We start from the raw sequence: 17,443 nt of genomic DNA, 5'->3' as shown, positions 1-17,443 counted from the left end.
AATCAACGAACATTTAGAAAAGTTTAAATGGACAGGCAATATAAATACTTCTAAGTCATATACCTATATCAAGACCACAAGGAACACCAAGTGGAACTAAGGACATCAAGTGGGGAGAGGGTTAAATGCGTTGGCAGTATAATCACTTAAACACAACTTCATATTTACATCCTTCAAAAGAATTAAGGTCAATGTACAATGAATCAAGATCGAGAGCAGAGACGGAATCAATTTTAAATCACATGAAAAACCATGAAGTTTATGATCGAAAAGAATATAAAGGATATTTCAGTTTGTCGCAGGTATTAGAAGAAGATCTATATGGTGAGGAAGAAGATGTTTTAAACTGGGAAATTCTAATGGATTGTTATGATGTGGTCCTTACAAGAAAAGGTATTGCCTTTCGTGAAAAGGAAGAGGAGGAATAATCATGACACTTGTAGGGGAAGCGGTAGTTATTTGGACGGCAACAGGTTTGTCAGTAGTTGCAATGAAGACAGTAGAAAAAATGGGGAAGAGTGTTCCTCATTGGCTTCCACGAATAACTTTGTACACAACGCTCACAGGCTCGTTCTTATACCTTCTACGTTATGTTCTAGTTATGTTTCTATGAAGGAATGCAATGTAGAAGGTCATGACAGTAAGAAGACTATAAGAAAATACTTGTCCTGTAGTATTCCAAAAGAGTGCAATGATATCCTTATAGGATATCTAAGGAGGAAATGTTTATGTTAGAGTTACTAATGGTTCCTACGGCAGCATTAACATACGCATTAGTAAGTGATAAGTTCAAAAGAAAAGATGATGATAAAAAGAAAATCCAAGTCTTTTTTGAGGTGAGTGGAATCGCAATTAAAAAAGAAGATAAGCTACATTATCCCAAGTTTCAAAATCAGGTTAATGATGATCGTAGCACAACATATGTTTACACATTACCTGTAGGTATGCCGAGTAAAATTATTCAGAAGGTCGAGGATGTTGTAAGTGAGGGGTTAAACAAACCGGTTCGGATTCATTATGATAACTATAAATTAAGTATTCGAGTATTTCATAAAGATATACCTAACAAGTGGGGATGGTCAAAAACATTAGTTGAACAAGGAAAATGGCTTGTACCTATAGGGCAAAGCCTAGAAGAAACAATTTATCATGATTTTGATAAAACACCACACATGACTTTAGGTGGTTTAACACGTATGGGGAAAACCGTATTTTTAAAGAATGTAATGACATCTCTAATTACAGCACAACCAGATCATACCCATTTATATATCGTTGATTTAAAAGGCGGTTTAGAATTCGGACCATATCAAAATTTACAACAAGTTGAGTCGATAGCAGAAAAGCCAATTCAAGCATTTCAAGTTTTAAATACCATCCTTGAGAAAATGGAAGAGAAAATGTTCTATATGAAGGAAAGACATTATACAAACGTTGTAGAAACAAATATAAAAGAACGCCATTTCATTATAGTTGATGAAGGGGCTGAACTTTGTCCTGATAAAAGTATGGGGAAAGAGCAGCAAAAATTATTAGTGGCTTGTCAGAGAATGCTTTCTTATATAGCAAGGATTGGTGGGGCACTTGGCTTCAGGTTGATTTTTTGTACACAATACCCGACTGGAGATACATTACCTCGACAAGTTAAACAAAATTCAGATGCAAAGCTTGGATTTAGATTGCCGACACAAACGGCTTCTCAAGTGGTTATAGATGAATGTGGGTTAGAATCGATTAAAAGTATACCTGGACGCGCTTTGTTTAAAACGGATAGGTTAACAGAAATTCAAGTGCCTTATATTTCTAATGAAACGATGTGGAATGTACTAAAACAATACGAGGTGGAGAAACATGAACATACAAACACACATCAAATTGAATCGTCAGATGATGATTCTGACCTCGATTAGAAAGCTGAAATTTGCTACACGTAGGCATTTAATGGCTATCCATGATTTAGGTGGTATAAGAAATGCAAACCGTATATTAAAGGATTTAAGTGCATTTGTTAATAACACCGTGTATAAAAAAGAATATGTATATTACTTAAATAAAAAAGGGCGCGCGCTATTCGATGATACAGAAAAAATAGTACCGACAATTCGATTAGCACACAGCCTTATGAGAAATGAAGCGTGGCTCTACCTGTTTTGTCCCGACGACTGGCAGATAGAAACACCTATACGTTATAAAATAGATGATAAAAAGAAGACGATTATTCCAGATGTTAAATTCCGAGATGAAGAAGGGATTTTAAATGCTGTAGAAATAGATCGGACGCAGATGATGAATGTAAATAGTGAGAAGCTGAAAAGGTATGGAGAATTTACTATGTATTATAAAAATAAATATAACGGAAAAGTACCAATCATTCATTTTTTTACAGTTACCAAATACAGAGAAAAGAAACTGGAAGAGTTAGCAGCTAAATATGATATTTTTTTAAAGGTTTATGTAATAGAAGAATTTTAATCACAAAATTAATTATGGGCATATATATAAGAAGAGAGCGGTGCATAAAACGACCACTCTCTTCTGACCACGTAGACCACATTGACCACAACTTGTACCACATTTATTATTTACTTTATGTCCATTTTGTCTAAAATAGAAAATATAGCTGGACAAGAATACACGTTTTATCACATAATGGACACAATGCATCTTTAGAGGTGTAAAGAAAAAACATTGACAAATATAAAATGGCTAGCTATAATTTTGTTTGTTGCCTTGAGGTGATATGATATGAAATGGTCCATCCATCAATTGAATAAATTGAGAAATAAAGGATTGACATTGGATGAGATGGTAGATGTAAGTGAGCTAAAAGAGGTCGAGAAAGATATTCGTGAAATTAATCCTGTTCACGTAACAGGAAGAGTTGATTTTGGCTCCGGTAAGTTTACGTTCCATCTACATATAACTGGAAGCATGGTTTTACCATGTTCTCGCTCTTTAGTAGATGTGACATTACCATTTGACATTAAAACAACTGAGGTGTTCCAAACTTCACAAGAAGAATTTGAAACTGAAGCTGAAATTCATTGTTTAGAAGGAGAAGTACTTGACTTACTGCCCGTAATCAAGGAAAATATACTTTTGGAGATTCCAATGCAAATTTTCAGTGATGATGTTTCTGGTGGAGCACCGACGCAAGGTCAAGACTGGCAAGTGATTTCGGAAGAAGACAAAGAAAAGCCTGTTGATCCAAGATTGGCAGGACTTGCAAAGTTTTTTGACAAATAATCGGAAGACTGGTTCAGGCCTTCATATGAAAATAACTATTTCTTTTAAGGAGGTGGGAAGAATGGCTGTACCTTTTAGAAGAACTTCTAAAACAGTAAAAAGAAAGCGTCGTACGCATTTCAAATTATCAGTACCTGGTATGGTAGAGTGCCCAAGCTGTGGTGAAGCGAAATTAGCTCACCGTGTATGTAAAGCATGCGGTACTTACAAAGGTAAAGAAGTAATCAGCAAGTAATTGCGGGAAAATAAACGTAGAAGATATCTTCTACGTTTATTTTTTTGTCTTATTCTTCATTTGTTGTATTCTATCTTTTCTAGTAACTGCATATGTTTAATAAAAAATGCATAGGGAGGACTAGAGAGATGGCGACAACAAGACAAGATGCTTGGACTGATGATGAAGATTTGCTTCTGGCAGAAGTAGTACTCCGGCATATTCGAGAAGGTGGAACGCAATTATCTGCCTTTAAAGAAGTGGGAAGACATTTATCTCGTACACCAGCAGCATGTGGCTTTAGATGGAATTCTTACGTTAGAAAGCAATACAAAGAACGTATTGAAGAAGCGAAGCAACTGCGTAAAGTGGAAAATTATGAAGTGAAAGAGACGAAGGTATTAGAACCTACGTCAATTACATTGAATGATGTTATTGATTTCTTGCAAAATTATAAAGATGAAAACTCTTTAGTGGTGTTGCAACAGCAAATTGAATCGTTACAAACAGAGAAAGAGAGCCTGTTGGAGCGATTATCAGTATATGAGGAAGAATATAGAACATTGCTTGATTATATCGATCAAAAAAGAAGTGTAATGGTAGCGGAAAGAAATAGCGCTCGTTCGAATGGGAAATTAGAGAAGTTAAAGAAATAAAAAAACAGCTGCTATGTAGCTGTTTTTTTATTTCTTATGCAGACTCTTCGTTTGTAACCGTATTCAAATTTGTTTCTGGGTGCCAAACGTAAAAATCACCATCAGGTACTGACACAGGTTGGAAATTTAATTTATCCCAAAAACCAGCTGAATGGATACGTGCGATCGTTTTAATTGGGAACTGTAGTCCCTTCGCATAATTTACAAGCATTTCTCCGAATCCTTGTTTTTGGAAAGTTGGTAATACTTCAAGTTTATAAAGTTCTAGGTAAGTACCTGTAATTTCGAATGGTTCCCCGCCGTTCCTTTTCATGTATAGACTCATACGTGCAATGAGTGATCCACCATAATAAATACCGTAAAATGGAGATTCGCTATTGTTTTCAATAATGTTTGCTTGTAATTCTTCTAACATGGATAGTTCTTGAGCTCCGCAGCCTTTAAATTTTTTAAACTCGTCTAATGTTTTATAATTGATGAGCAAGCGCTCAACTTTTGGGAATCCCATAACATCACATCCTTTTTGTCTCATTGAATGCAGAAAAGTGAAAATATTTATAATAATATTATAACTCATTTTTTTATTTTTATGAAGATGATAGTGTATTTCTTTTATTATTTTTTTGAGGATTTGCTAAACTAAGAGTAGAAGCATAGTAATAAGTAGTATATACATATTGAAAGAAGAGGTGGCATTTGATCATCTTTAGTTAATTATGATTCCACACGAATCGAATCGAGTGTTTGAGGAATAAAAGGGGAGGGGAAAAAGGGACTTGTGTATCGTGTTCAGATGAGTTCCTTACGTGAAAATGAAAATCGGAGTTGTGGGACCAGGAGCTATTGGTCTATTGTATACATTTTATTTACAAAAAAGTAATCAAGATGTTACGTTGTTTACAAGGACAGCTAAGCAGGCTGACGAATTAAATATAACGGGTGTAACTTGTATTAGGGAGGGGAAACGTGAAACGGTATTCCCGCCAGTATTACCAATAGAAAGTATGCTAGACCAGCAGCTAGATTATATATTTATTGCTGTTAAGCAATATCATATAACTGACATACTACCTTTTGTGCGAGGGAAATCCTCAGTAGTCTTTTTGCAAAACGGAATGTCACACCTTCATGCTATGCAGAAAATAGAGAATGAAAATATTGCAGTTGGAATTGTAGAGCATGGTGCAAAAAAAGAAGAAAGACATACCGTTTATCATACAGGGATAGGTGTAACGAAGTTTGGAATCGTGCTCGGTCGGTCTATACATTTTGAAAAAATATTTAATTGCTTTCCTTTTCCACATTTTCCAATTCGAATAGAAGATGATTGGAAGGGTGTTATGCACAAAAAATTAGTAGTGAATGTATGTATCAATCCATTGACGGCATTATTACAGGTCAAGAACGGAGAATTGATTACGAACCCGTTTTTTAATCAGATGATGGAGCAAGTATTCCAGGAGGTCGTTTTTCTCGTTAAAGAAGAAAAAGAAATGGTATGGGAAATGGTACGTCATGTATGTGAAAGAACGTCTCATAATACATCATCTATGTTGGCAGATGTAAGGGCGAATAGACAAACAGAGATTGGTGCGATTGTTGGATATGTATTAGAAGAAGCGAAGAAACAGCAACGATCCGTTCCGACACTTCAATTTTTGTTCGATGCAATAAAAGGGTTAGAAGTAAAAGTATAAGTGTAATTCTTTGCTTTTACGTGAAACATTGACTACAATGTGGATTGGTGAGAGAACAGGATACGAAAGGAAGAATTATATGGAGATAAAAGAAATCTCTGTTCCGCAACAAGGTGTTGTAGCGGACTATATGAACGGTAAAAAAGAGATACAGTCGTGTTTTGATTATATGTTAACAGAAGATGCTTTTAAACAGCGTGTACAAGATTTGCGTGAGAGGGAGTTTTTCCGCCAAGATTTAGTAGCGCATTTATTAGAATATAATACAAAATTACAAGCGGGAGAAGCTACAATTCAAAATGTAAAAGCGCTTGGAGATGAAGATACATATGTTGTTATAGCTGGACAACAAGCTGGGTTATTAACTGGACCACTTTATACGATTCATAAAATTATTTCAGTTTTACAGCTTGCGAAGGAAAAGGAAGAAAGTTTAGGCGTTAAAGTTGTTCCTGTTTTCTGGATTGCTGGTGAAGACCATGATATGGATGAAATTAATCATACTTTTGTAACGAAGAATAAAAAAATAAAAAAGACCATTTTTCATGATCGTAATCCGAAAAAGGCGAGTGCTTCAGAGTCTGAGCTTTCTTTGGAAGACTGTAGAAAGTGGATTGAAGAAATTTTTAAAACATACCCTGAAACGAATTTTACAAAGGATGTACTGCAATTTATTGATGATTCTTTAGGGGAATCGAATACGTATGTAGATTTCTTTGGTCACCTTATTATGAAAATGTTCATAAATTCTGGTTTAATTCTTGTCGATTCGCATCATCCTGAATTAAGAAAATTAGAAGTGCCGTTTTTTAAACAAATTATAAGTAAGTATAAAGAAGTGCAAGAGGGGCTTCATAACCAACAGGAAGTAATTAAAGAATTAGGGTATAAGCCAATTATTGAAACAAAGTCTAATGCAGTACATATATTCATGGAAATTGATAATGAGCGAGTGTTGCTTGAAGATAATCAAGGGAAGTTTGTTGGGAAGGATGGGACGTATTCCTTTTCATATGAGGAATTGATTGAAGAGATGGAAAGAAGCCCAGAGCGCTTTAGTAATAATGTTGTAACGCGCCCTCTTATGCAAGAGTATGTATTTCCTACGTTGGCGTTTATTGGAGGTCCAGGGGAATTAGCTTACTGGAGTGAATTACAACAAGTCTTCCATACTATCGGTTTCCGGATGCCGCCTGTCGTTCCTCGTATTACAATCACTTATATTGAGAGGGATATAGCGACAGATTTACATGATTTACAATTGCAAGAGAGTGACCCGTTTTTAAATAACGTAGATAAGTTGCGTGAAAACTGGTTATCTAATCAAATAGAGGAACCGATAGATGAACGATTTGTAGAGGCGAAAAAAGAAATAATTGATATTCATAAGTCATTACAACAGTTTGTGAAGAAAATAGATCCTGGATTAAGTTCGTTTGCGGAGAAAAATGAGTTCAAAATTAATGAACAAATTGAACTGTTGGAAAGAATGTTGAAAAGAAATGTTGAGAAAAAACATGAAGTGGAACTAAATAAATTCCGTCGTATACAATTTGCAATCCGTCCATTGGGAGCGCCACAAGAGCGTGTGTGGAATGTATGTTACTATTTAAATCAGTTCGGTTTGGATTTCGTTGATCGTGTAATGGAAAACCCGTTTTCTTGGAATGGAAAACATCACGTTATAAAACTATAGAATCTTGCTCTTAGGAGCAGGATTTTATTTTTATCCCGTTGAATTTACTGTGAAGTGATTTTTTTCTGAATTATTAATTTTCAAAAAGCTAATATCGTAATTATGCAGGATACTTAAATATATGACAAAATAGCACAAAATGTAAACGTATTATTATCTTTTTCGACAGTTTTTTATTTAAATTCCCGCAAAAGATGATAAAATTTAGTATATAATAAAAGAAAATAGCGATTTGTATAGTATGCTGCCTTTGTAGGCAAGTTAAATGAGTCGTTCTTTCATAGTATTTCGTTCTCTAGTCGTGAAATATACGTTTAGAGGAGGAGATACATTCAACATAATTAATTGGAAAAAGAGTAGGTGCAACAATGTTTAATCACGTAACAGTGCTTTTGAAGGAAACAGTAGATGGCTTAGATATAAAGCCAGGTGGTACATATGTAGATTGTACACTGGGGGGAGGAGGACATAGTTCTTATTTATTATCCCAATTAACTGAAGGCGGAAGATTAATCGCGTTTGATCAAGATGAGATAGCAATTCAAAATGCGAAAGAAAAATTCTCTTCATACGGTGAGCAGTTCATAACAGTAAAGAGTAATTTCCGTTATCTATCTGAAAAACTACAGGAATTAGGTATAACAGAAGTAGACGGTATTTTATTTGATTTAGGTGTTTCATCCCCGCAATTAGATACACCAGAGCGTGGCTTTAGTTACCATCATGATGCACCGTTAGATATGCGAATGGATCAAGATGCCCCATTAACAGCCTATGATGTTGTAAATAGTTGGTCATATGAACAACTTGTAAGAATTTTCTTCCAGTATGGCGAAGAGAAATTTTCAAAACAAATAGCAAGAAAAATTGAAGCGTATCGTGAGAATAAAGCTATTGAAACGACAGGGGAATTAGTAGAACTAATTAAAGAGGGTATTCCAGCTCCTGCTCGTAGAACGGGTGGACATCCTGCGAAGCGAGTGTTCCAAGCGATCCGTATTGCGGTAAATGATGAATTGAAAGTATTTGAAGAAGCGTTGGAATCTGCAATTGAGATGGTCAAGCCAGGCGGAAGAGTTAGTGTTATAACATTCCATTCTTTAGAAGACCGTATTTGTAAAACGACGTTTAAGCGAAATAGTACAACGCCACAATTGCCACCAGGATTACCAATTATTCCTGATGAGTTTAAGCCGAAATTAAAGCTTATTACAAGAAAACCGATTTTACCTTCTGATATAGAGTTAGAAGAAAATAATCGAGCGCGTTCTGCGAAATTGAGAATCGCTGAAAAACGATAAAAAGGGGAGAGAGGTATGAGTAACTTAGCTGTAAAGTACAAGCAACAAGCGCAAGAAGAGGTTCAGATTCAAACGCCCCCACAGCAGATGGTTCAGCCAAAAGCTAAAGCGAAGATTACAAGAATCGAAAAACTGTTGTATGTAGCGTTTATTGGCTTTTTATTGTATGCCTGTGTAGCGTTTATTGGAAATAAAGCAGGCCTTTATCAAGTTAATGTAGAAGCTGCGACAATAGAACAAAAAATTGTACAGCAGCAAAAAGAAAATCAAGAATTACAGGCTGAAGTAGAGAAGTTAAGTCGTTATGAACGAATCGCTGAAGTTGCAAAAAAACACGGGCTAGAAATTAATGCGAATAATGTGAAAGGCCTCAAATAAGGCAATAGGTGTGAAGGGAAAATGAAGAGAGATATGACTAAATTTCATACCAATAAGGGAGCAGGGTATTTTATGATTTTATTCCTCCTGCTCTTTTTGCTGTTATTAGCCCGATTTTTTTACATACAAGCGACAGGAACAGTGCATAATCAGGATTTGGATAAACTCGCTCAGCAAAAACATAGTAAAACAGGAGTTCTCGAAGCAAATCGCGGGACGATTTATGATCAAAACGGTCATGTGTTAGCGCAAGATGCAAACTCTTATAAACTTGTAGCGGAACTAAAAGGTGCGAAGCCGGTTGAGAATAAAGAGGATACCGCCAAGAAAATTGCGGGCGTACTCGGAAAAGATGAAAAGAAGATTTTAGATACGTTAAATAAAGAAGGTAGAAGTCAAGTAGAATTTGGGAATTTAGGTAAAGGCTTGACGAAAGAACAGAAGGAACAAATCGAAGCATTGAAATTGCCAGGTATATCTTTTATTACAGAAAATGCAAGAGTGTATCCAAATGGTGATTTCGCATCTTATGTTGTAGGTCATGCGAGACCTGATGATAAAGGAATTGCTATAGGACAATTTGGTTTAGAAAAGAGTTTGGATAAGTATTTAGGTGCTGCTAATGGAAAAGTAGCTTATACAGGTGACCGTAGAGGAGTATCTCTTGACGGTGGAAAAGTGAATGTAAAGGCACCTAAAAATGGAGATAATGTTTATTTAACGCTTGACCAACGTATTCAAAGTTATCTAGAAGACGCAATGAAAGAAGCGAGTAAACATTATGAACCAGAAAGCTTAATAGGAATTGTTGCGGATCCAAAAACAGGGAAAATATTAGCGATGTCTAGTAAACCTAGTTATGATCCGAACCAGGAAAATAATAAGTATTATTATAATGATGCAATTGCAAATGCATTTGAACCTGGATCAACAATGAAAATTTTCACGCTAGCAGCAGCTATAAATGAAGGTGTGTATAAGGGACAAGATTATTATCAGTCTGGTACATATCAAGTCGGGAACCGCAAAATAAAAGATCATAATGGCGGTGCTGGATGGGGATCTATCACATTTGATGAAGGGGTAGAGCGCTCTTCCAACGTAGCGTTTGCTATTTTAGGTGATCAAAAACTTGGTCCAGACCGTTTCAGAAAGTATATCCATGCTTTCGGATTAGATGAAAAAACGAATATTGATTTACCTGGTGAAGGTTCAAATACCATTTTATTCGATCAGCAAATACAGCAAGTAACGACAGCTTTTGGACAAGGCTCCACTGTAACACCAATTCAGCTTGTACAAGCTGCAACTGCTATTGCGAACGATGGAAAAATGATGAAACCTTATACAATTGATAAAATTGTAAATCCGATAACAGGGGAAGTAAAATTAGAACATAAGCCAGAAGAAGTGGGCAAACCGGTGACAAAAGAGACAGCAGCGCAAGTAAGACAGTTATTAGAACGCGTTGTTACATCGCCGAAAGGAACAGGAACTGCTTATAAAGTTGATGGCTATTCAGTTGGTGGTAAAACAGGAACAGCGCAAATTCCGGATGGAAAAGGAGGCTATATGACGGGAAGAGAGAATTATATATTCTCGTTCTTAGGTATGGCACCTATGGATGATCCGCAACTTGTTGTGTATGTAGCTGTTAAACAGCCAAAATTGAAAGATGATGAGAGTGGTGCACAACCTTTAGCTGATATTTTTAAATATGTAACGAAGAATAGTTTAGAGTATTTAAAGATTAAGCCTAATGAAGTGAAAGATCCGAAGAAATATGTGAAAGAGCAGCAAACTGCTGTTCCAGATGTAACGGGAAAAACGATGGAAGAAGCGAAAAAAGCCATTGATAAAGCAAAACTTCGTCCAATCGTATTAGGTGAAGGGAAAGTGCAGCAACAAGTACCGAAAGCAACCGAACAAACATTGAAGGGTGATCGAGTGTTCTTAGTGGGAGATCAACCTACAATGCCGAATATACAAGGCTGGGCACTTCGTGATGTTATGAATTTAGCAAAAACATTAAAGCTTAACCTAAAACCTACTGGTACCGGATATGTAACCGAACAAAGTGTACCAGAAGGAACATTGTTGCAACCTGGTACAGAGTTAGGTGTAACACTTGTACCGCCACTTGAACCACAACAAGAAGCAGAAAAGCCGTAATGGTAAAAGAGAAGAAGTTCTAATTAAATAAGTACAAGCATATATTGGAACAAGCTAGGCGTAAGGGAGGCTTGTTCCAATATGCGTGTATCAAATGTAACAGTTAGAAAACGACTTATTTTTATACTCATATCAGGTATACTTATTTTCACTATCATCGATATTCGTCTTGGATATGTGCAATTTTTTCTTGGGAATATGTTAACGGATCGTGCGAAAGATTCATGGAGTCGTAATATTACTTTTGAACCTGAACGTGGGAAGATTTTAGACCGAAATGGTGTGGAACTTGCTACGAATAAAAGTGCTCCAACTGTCTTTGTTGTACCGAGGCAAATTGAAAAACCAGCAGAGACTGCAGAGAAGTTAGCTGCAGTATTAGGTGTGGAAAAAGATGAGATTTATAAGAGAATTACAAAAAAAGAATCAATTGTAAGGTTAGATAAAGGCGGAAGGAAAATATCACATGATAAAGCGAAAGAGGTAAGAGGATTAAGTTTGAAAGGTGTTTATATCGCAGAGGACTCTATCCGGTACTATCCATTTGGCAACTTTTTATCACACGTATTAGGGTTTGCAGGTAGTGATAACCAAGGTCTTATGGGACTAGAAAAATATTATGATAAAGAACTAAATGGTGATGAAGGTCATGTGCGCTTTTTTGCAGATGCAAAAGGGCAAAGGATGCCTAATGTTGGCGATGATTTCAAAAAACCAGAAGCTGGTTTGAATTTAGGCTTAACAATTGATGCACGTATTAATAGAATTATGGAAAGAGAAATGAATATTGCAGAGTCGACATATAATCCAGATGGTATGATTGCGATTGCGATGAATCCGAAAAATGGTGAAATTTTAGGTATGTCGAGTCGGCCGAGCTTTGATCCAGCAGATTTTCAAAGTGTTTCTCCAGAAGTGTACAATAGAAATTTACCAGTATGGAGTACGTATGAGCCTGGTTCAACATTTAAGATTATTACGTTAGCCGCAGCTTTGAATGAAAATTTAGTAGACTTAGAGAAAGATACGTTTTATGATGATGGAGCAGCTGAAGTTGGTGGAGCTAGATTGAAATGCTGGAAAGCAGGAGGCCATGGTAGCCAAACGTTTTTAGAAGTAGTTCAAAACTCTTGTAACCCAGGATTTATTGAACTGGGTGATCGCCTTGGTAAAGACCGATTATTTAAATACATTCGTAATTTTGGCTTTGGACAAAAAACCGGAATTGACCTGCAAGGTGAAGGTAGTGGGATTTTATTTAATTTAGACAAAGTCGGTCCAGTTGAGCAAGCAACAACTTCATTCGGTCAAGGTGTTTCTGTTACGCCAATCCAACAAGTGGCGGCAGTAGCAGCGGCTGTAAATGGTGGGACATTGTATCAACCGTATATAGCTAAAGAATTTATTGATCCGAAAAACAATCAAGTTGTAAGTAAAAAGACACCTGTGGAAAAAAGAAAAGTTATTTCCAAGGAAACTTCAGAAAAAGTTCGGTATGCATTAGAGAATGTTGTAGCAAAGGGATCTGGTAAAGGTGCTTTCATTGATGGGTATCGTGTAGGTGGAAAAACAGGTACGGCTCAAAAAGTGAAAGATGGTAAATATTTAGAGAATAATTATATTGTATCTTTTATCGGTTTTGCTCCAGCAGATGATCCAGAAATTGTTGTATATGTTGCTGTTGATAATCCGAAAGGTGTAACGCAATTTGGTGGAGTAGTAGCAGCTCCAATTGTTGGGAATATTCTTCGGGATGCACTTCCTGTTATGGGAGTGAAACCGAGAAAAGAACAAGTTGAGAGAGAATATAAATGGGGCGATACACCAACTGTGGAAGTTCCGAATTTAATTGGTATGAAAAAGAAAGACTTACAGACGCAACTCGTCGATTTGAAGCTTGATATAAGCGGAGATGGAGAGAAAGTCATTAAACAGTCCCCAGAAGCAGGAGCTAAAGTGAAAGAAGGCTCAAAAATTAGAATTTACTTCGGGAATTAAAGGTAACCTAGTACGTTTTATGGTACAATTGGTGGAAGTGAGTTCTTTATAGAAGAGTTACTTAATTTGAGACCGCAAGAGTCTCGGTTATAAATAGGTCTATTTATTAGACAGAGTAGCACTTACCTCCTATTTTACATAATTAGGAGGTAACGTGTTGCTTATTAATAAAAGAGATAAATACACAATGTAGAGAGGGTTTAGTGAAATGAAGTTGCATACACTTGTATCATGTTTGCATGATTTTCCAGTTGTTCCAAAAGAAAATCCAGAAATCACATCTATAGAAGCTGATTCACGTAAAGTGAAAGAAGGAAGCTTATTTGTATGTATGAAAGGATATACGGTTGATAGCCATGATTTTGCTAAGCAAGCAGCGGCACAAGGAGCGGCTGCTATTGTTGCGGAAAGACCAATTGATGTTGACGTTCCAGTTGTACTTGTGAAAAATACTTTTCGTTCGTTAGCGGTTTTAGCTGATTATTTTTATGGTCAACCAACACACAAGTTACATTTAATCGGTATTACAGGTACAAATGGAAAGACAACAACATCGCATATTATGGATGAGATTATGCGCGCACATGGTCATAAAACGGGGCTAATTGGAACGATTAATATGAAAATCGGTGATGAAACATTTGAGGTGAAAAATACAACACCAGATGCACTAACACTTCAACAGACGTTTGCAAAAATGGTTGAACACGGTGTGGATAGCACAGTAATGGAAGTTTCGTCACATGCTTTAGATCTTGGCCGTGTACACGGATGTGATTACGATGTAGCAGTGTTTACAAATTTAACACAAGATCATTTAGACTATCATAAAACGATGGAAGAATATAAACATGCAAAAGGGTTGCTATTTGCGCAACTTGGCAATAGTTATAATCATAATCGTGAAAAATACGCGGTATTGAATAACGATGATGCTGTAACAGCGGAATATATGAGAAGTACTGCAGCAACTGTTGTAACGTATGGAATTGATACAACAAGTGATGTTATGGCCAAAGATATCGTTATGACAAGTGGTGGAACTACATTTACGCTTGTAACACCGTATGAGAGTGTAAATGTTACGATGAAATTAATTGGGAAATTTAATGTATATAACGTACTAGCTGCGACAGCGGCAGGACTTGTTTCTGGTGTAAGTTTAGAAACAATCATTGATGTAATAAAGGAACTAGCTGGAGTTCCAGGACGTTTTGAAGTGGTTGATGGTGGACAAAATTATACAGTTATTGTTGATTATGCACATACACCAGATAGCTTAGAAAATGTATTGAAAACAGCAAAACAGTTTGCAAAAGGTGACGTATATTGCATCGTCGGTTGTGGCGGTGATAGAGATAGAACGAAGAGACCAATCATGGCAAGTGTTGCAACACGATATGCAACTCACGCTATTTACACTTCAGATAATCCAAGAAGTGAAGAGCCAGGAGCTATTTTAGATGATATGGTACATGGTGCAAATGGAAATAATTATGAAGTAATTATTGATAGAAAAGAAGCGATATACCATGCAATTGCTAACGCAAAAGCTGAAGATATCATCATTATTGCTGGTAAGGGTCATGAAACATATCAAATTATTGGTAAAGATGTTCATCATTTTGACGATCGTGAAATCGCTAAAGAAGCAATTACAGAGCGTTTAAACAACGAAGAGTAACAACGTGAGAGGAGGACTACATGTGCTTGAGCAAGGTTTATTAGTAACGGCTGGGGTAGCATTCTTAATTTCTGTTGCCCTTTCGCCATTGTTTATTCCATTTTTAAGAAAATTAAAGTTCGGACAGAGTATTCGTGATGAGGGACCAAAATCACATCAAAAAAAATCAGGGACACCGACAATGGGTGGTATCGTCATATACGTATCTATGATGGTAACTTCACTTATTATGGCGATTAAGTTTAATCATTTAGGTGCAGAGGTATCGTTATTACTATTAGTGACATTTGGTTACGGATTGATTGGATTTTTAGATGACTACATAAAGGTAGTTAAGAAGAGAAATCTTGGTTTAACATCAAAACAAAAATTAGTAGGTCAGCTTGTTATTGCTATTGCGTTCTTTTTAATTGGAAAAGGGCAAGCGTTCCACACATACATCATGATTCCGGGAACGGATGTTAAGTTTGAATTAGGTTGGGCGTATTTTGTACTTGTACTATTTATGCTTATTGGTGGATCGAATGCAGTTAACTTAACTGACGGTTTAGATGGTTTATTATCAGGAACAGCTGCTATTGCATTTGGAGCATTTAGTATTATTGCTGTGGCACAAGAGCAATTTGGAGTAGCGATATTCTGTATGGCAGTTGTAGGAGCTGTACTTGGATTTTTAGTATTCAATGCGAATCCAGCAAAAGTGTTTATGGGAGATACAGGTTCATTAGCTTTAGGTGGAGCCATTGCAGCTGTAGCAATTTTATTAAAACAAGAATTGCTACTTGTAATCATTGGCGGAGTATTCGTAATGGAAACTTTATCGGTTATTATTCAGGTTATTTCGTTTAAAACAACAGGAAAACGTGTCTTTAAAATGAGTCCATTACACCATCATTATGAATTATGTGGTTGGTCAGAATGGCGTGTTGTTGTGACGTTTTGGTCTGTAGGATTTTTATTAGCTGTGTTAGGAATTTATATCGGGGTGTGGATGTAATTGAAAACTGTAACTGAATTTCAAAATAAGAATATTCTTGTATTAGGCATTGCAAAAAGTGGTTATGCAGCAGCTACATTGTTACAAAAGTTAGGGGCAAATGTTATTGTAAATGACGGAAAGCCTTTAGCAGAGAATGTACTTGCTGCAGAATTACAAGCAAAAGGAATGGATGTTGTATGCGGTGGTCATCCTTTAGAATTATTAGAGAGAAATATTTCTCTTGTAGTAAAAAATCCAGGAATCCCGTATTCTAATCCAATATTAGTTGCTGCGAAAGAAAAGCAAATTCCAATTGTTACGGAAGTTGAATTAGCATATCGTATTTCAGAAGCACCATTTGTTGGGATTACGGGGTCTAACGGTAAAACGACGACGACAATGCTTACATTTGAAATGCTAAAAGAAGGACAAAAGCATCCCGTAATTGCAGGGAACATTGGAACTGTTGCGTGTGAAGTAGCACAGGATGCAAAAGAAAATGAAGTTGTAGTTACAGAGCTTTCATCGTTCCAATTGATGGGAGTAGAATTCTTCCAACCTAAAATTGCTGCGTTTTTAAATTTATTTGAGGCCCATTTAGATTATCATGGGACGAAAAAAGAATATGGCTTAGCAAAAGCAAATATTTTTAAAAACCAAACAGAAAATGATTATAGTGTAATAAATGCAGATGATGCAGATGTGATGGCTTTATCTGCTTATAGTAAAGGTCAAAAAGTACTGTTCTCAACAACGAAAGAAATTGAAGATGGTGCGTGCATAAAAGATAATGCTCTTTATTTTAAAGGTGAAAAAGTTGTTGAAGTAGGTGATATCGTTTTACCTGGTCAACATAATTTAGAAAATATTTTAGCAGCGATGAGTATCGCAAAATTATTGGGTGTTTCTAATGAAGCGATTACGGCAGTTTTAAAACGTTTTACAGGTGTAAAACATCGTTTAGAATATGTAACAACTATAAACAACCGTAAGTTTTATAATGACTCAAAAGCAACGAATATGTTAGCGACAGAGAAAGCTTTATCTGCGTTTACACAACCGACTGTGTTATTAGCAGGTGGGCTGGATCGTGGAAATGAATTCGATGATTTAATTCCGTATTTCAAAAATGTTAAAGCGATTGTAACATTTGGACAAACAGCTCCAAAATTAGTAAGAGCTGCAGAAAAAGCGGGATTAGATACAATTGAAAGTGTCGATACTTTAGATGAAGCTGTAGTGAAAGCATATGCTCATTCTACAGATGGCGATGTAATTCTTCTTTCTCCAGCATGTGCAAGCTGGGATCAATTTAAAACATTTGAAGAAAGAGGAGACATTTTTATACAAGCTGTGCATAAACTTATATAAAGTAAATCAAAACATCAGTAGGCTAACACCTACTGATGTTTTGTTACATAG

General features: G+C 36.1%; 17 protein-coding genes. 16 read left to right on the top strand and 1 reads right to left on the bottom strand.

All coding sequences use genetic code 11. The features are described from left to right. The first annotated feature begins 125 nt into the window (after nt 1-125). The 7 genes from MKY00_RS19175 to MKY00_RS19145 all read left to right on the top strand — a co-directional run bounded on the left by MKY00_RS19175 (nt 126) and on the right by MKY00_RS19145 (nt 4,116). The gene (locus MKY00_RS19175) at nt 126-428 is read left to right on the top strand and encodes a hypothetical protein (protein WP_001267635.1); all 303 of its coding nucleotides are present in this window, start codon (nt 126-128) and stop codon (nt 426-428) included. 2 nt (nt 429-430) lie between these two features. Then, complete coding sequence (locus MKY00_RS19170) at nt 431-613, top strand: hypothetical protein (RefSeq protein WP_016718328.1); 183 nt, start codon at nt 431-433, stop codon at nt 611-613. A 115-nt stretch (nt 614-728) separates the two neighbouring features. Further along, entirely contained in the window at nt 729-1,910 is a 1,182-nt protein-coding gene (locus MKY00_RS19165) for an FtsK/SpoIIIE domain-containing protein (protein ID WP_016718327.1), read from the top strand. Continuing rightward, nucleotides 1,852-2,472, top strand: a complete 621-nt coding sequence (locus tag MKY00_RS19160) for a replication-relaxation family protein (RefSeq protein WP_016718326.1) — start codon at nt 1,852-1,854, stop codon at nt 2,470-2,472. Before MKY00_RS19165 ends, MKY00_RS19160 begins: the two co-directional genes overlap by 59 nt. A 273-nt stretch (nt 2,473-2,745) precedes the next feature. Continuing rightward, nucleotides 2,746-3,246, top strand: a complete 501-nt coding sequence (locus MKY00_RS19155) for a YceD family protein (protein WP_000872145.1) — start codon at nt 2,746-2,748, stop codon at nt 3,244-3,246. Nucleotides 3,247-3,307: 61 nt separating this feature from the next. Then, nucleotides 3,308-3,481 carry a 50S ribosomal protein L32 gene (rpmF, locus tag MKY00_RS19150; protein WP_001984764.1) on the top strand — a complete coding sequence of 58 codons (174 nt, stop codon included), beginning with the start codon at nt 3,308-3,310 and terminating at the stop codon, nt 3,479-3,481. A 128-nt stretch (nt 3,482-3,609) separates the two neighbouring features. Then, nucleotides 3,610-4,116: an RsfA family transcriptional regulator gene (locus tag MKY00_RS19145; RefSeq protein ID WP_000246478.1), complete on the top strand. Its 507-nt coding sequence runs from the start codon at nt 3,610-3,612 to the stop codon at nt 4,114-4,116. A 34-nt stretch (nt 4,117-4,150) separates the two neighbouring features. On the opposite strand, the gene MKY00_RS19140 is transcribed toward MKY00_RS19145, so the two are convergent. Then, a complete protein-coding gene (locus tag MKY00_RS19140) occupies nt 4,151-4,624 on the bottom strand; it encodes an N-acetyltransferase (RefSeq protein WP_000506708.1) in 474 nt (157 codons plus the stop codon). A gap of 298 nt (nt 4,625-4,922) precedes the next feature. Here MKY00_RS19140 and panE point away from each other — a divergent pair, with 298 nt between their 5' ends. The 9 genes from panE to murD all read left to right on the top strand — a co-directional run bounded on the left by panE (nt 4,923) and on the right by murD (nt 17,392). Further along, nucleotides 4,923-5,813 (top strand): 2-dehydropantoate 2-reductase, encoded by an 891-nt coding sequence (gene panE / locus MKY00_RS19135; RefSeq protein ID WP_016718325.1) that lies wholly within the window; start codon nt 4,923-4,925, stop codon nt 5,811-5,813. A 79-nt stretch (nt 5,814-5,892) separates the two neighbouring features. Next, the gene (bshC, locus tag MKY00_RS19130; RefSeq protein WP_016718324.1) at nt 5,893-7,509 is read left to right on the top strand and encodes a bacillithiol biosynthesis cysteine-adding enzyme BshC; all 1,617 of its coding nucleotides are present in this window, start codon (nt 5,893-5,895) and stop codon (nt 7,507-7,509) included. 368 nt (nt 7,510-7,877) lie between these two features. After that, nucleotides 7,878-8,810, top strand: coding sequence for a 16S rRNA (cytosine(1402)-N(4))-methyltransferase RsmH (gene rsmH / locus MKY00_RS19125; protein WP_000481789.1), 933 nt, complete (start codon nt 7,878-7,880; stop codon nt 8,808-8,810). A gap of 15 nt (nt 8,811-8,825) precedes the next feature. Further along, nucleotides 8,826-9,188, top strand: coding sequence for a cell division protein FtsL (gene ftsL / locus MKY00_RS19120; protein WP_000067081.1), 363 nt, complete (start codon nt 8,826-8,828; stop codon nt 9,186-9,188). Between the two features lie 21 nt (nt 9,189-9,209). Then, on the top strand, nt 9,210-11,360 hold the full coding sequence (locus MKY00_RS19115; protein WP_016718323.1) for a penicillin-binding transpeptidase domain-containing protein: 2,151 nt from the start codon (nt 9,210-9,212) through the stop codon (nt 11,358-11,360). Nucleotides 11,361-11,441: 81 nt separating this feature from the next. Next, nucleotides 11,442-13,358 carry a stage V sporulation protein D gene (locus MKY00_RS19110; RefSeq protein ID WP_001266227.1) on the top strand — a complete coding sequence of 639 codons (1,917 nt, stop codon included), beginning with the start codon at nt 11,442-11,444 and terminating at the stop codon, nt 13,356-13,358. A 208-nt stretch (nt 13,359-13,566) separates the two neighbouring features. Next, entirely contained in the window at nt 13,567-15,042 is a 1,476-nt protein-coding gene (murE, locus tag MKY00_RS19105) for a UDP-N-acetylmuramoyl-L-alanyl-D-glutamate--2,6-diaminopimelate ligase (RefSeq protein ID WP_000766300.1), read from the top strand. A gap of 22 nt (nt 15,043-15,064) precedes the next feature. Continuing rightward, nucleotides 15,065-16,039: a phospho-N-acetylmuramoyl-pentapeptide-transferase gene (gene mraY, locus MKY00_RS19100; protein WP_000893058.1), complete on the top strand. Its 975-nt coding sequence runs from the start codon at nt 15,065-15,067 to the stop codon at nt 16,037-16,039. Beyond that, nucleotides 16,040-17,392 carry a UDP-N-acetylmuramoyl-L-alanine--D-glutamate ligase gene (murD, locus tag MKY00_RS19095; RefSeq protein ID WP_016718322.1) on the top strand — a complete coding sequence of 451 codons (1,353 nt, stop codon included), beginning with the start codon at nt 16,040-16,042 and terminating at the stop codon, nt 17,390-17,392. Nucleotides 17,393-17,443: the final 51 nt, after the last annotated feature.

The organism is Bacillus sp. FSL R9-9834, from assembly GCF_038006905.1.
GTDB lineage: Bacteria > Bacillota > Bacilli > Bacillales > Bacillaceae_G > Bacillus_A > Bacillus_A pacificus.
This window is presented reverse-complemented; position numbering and strand designations above follow the sequence as displayed.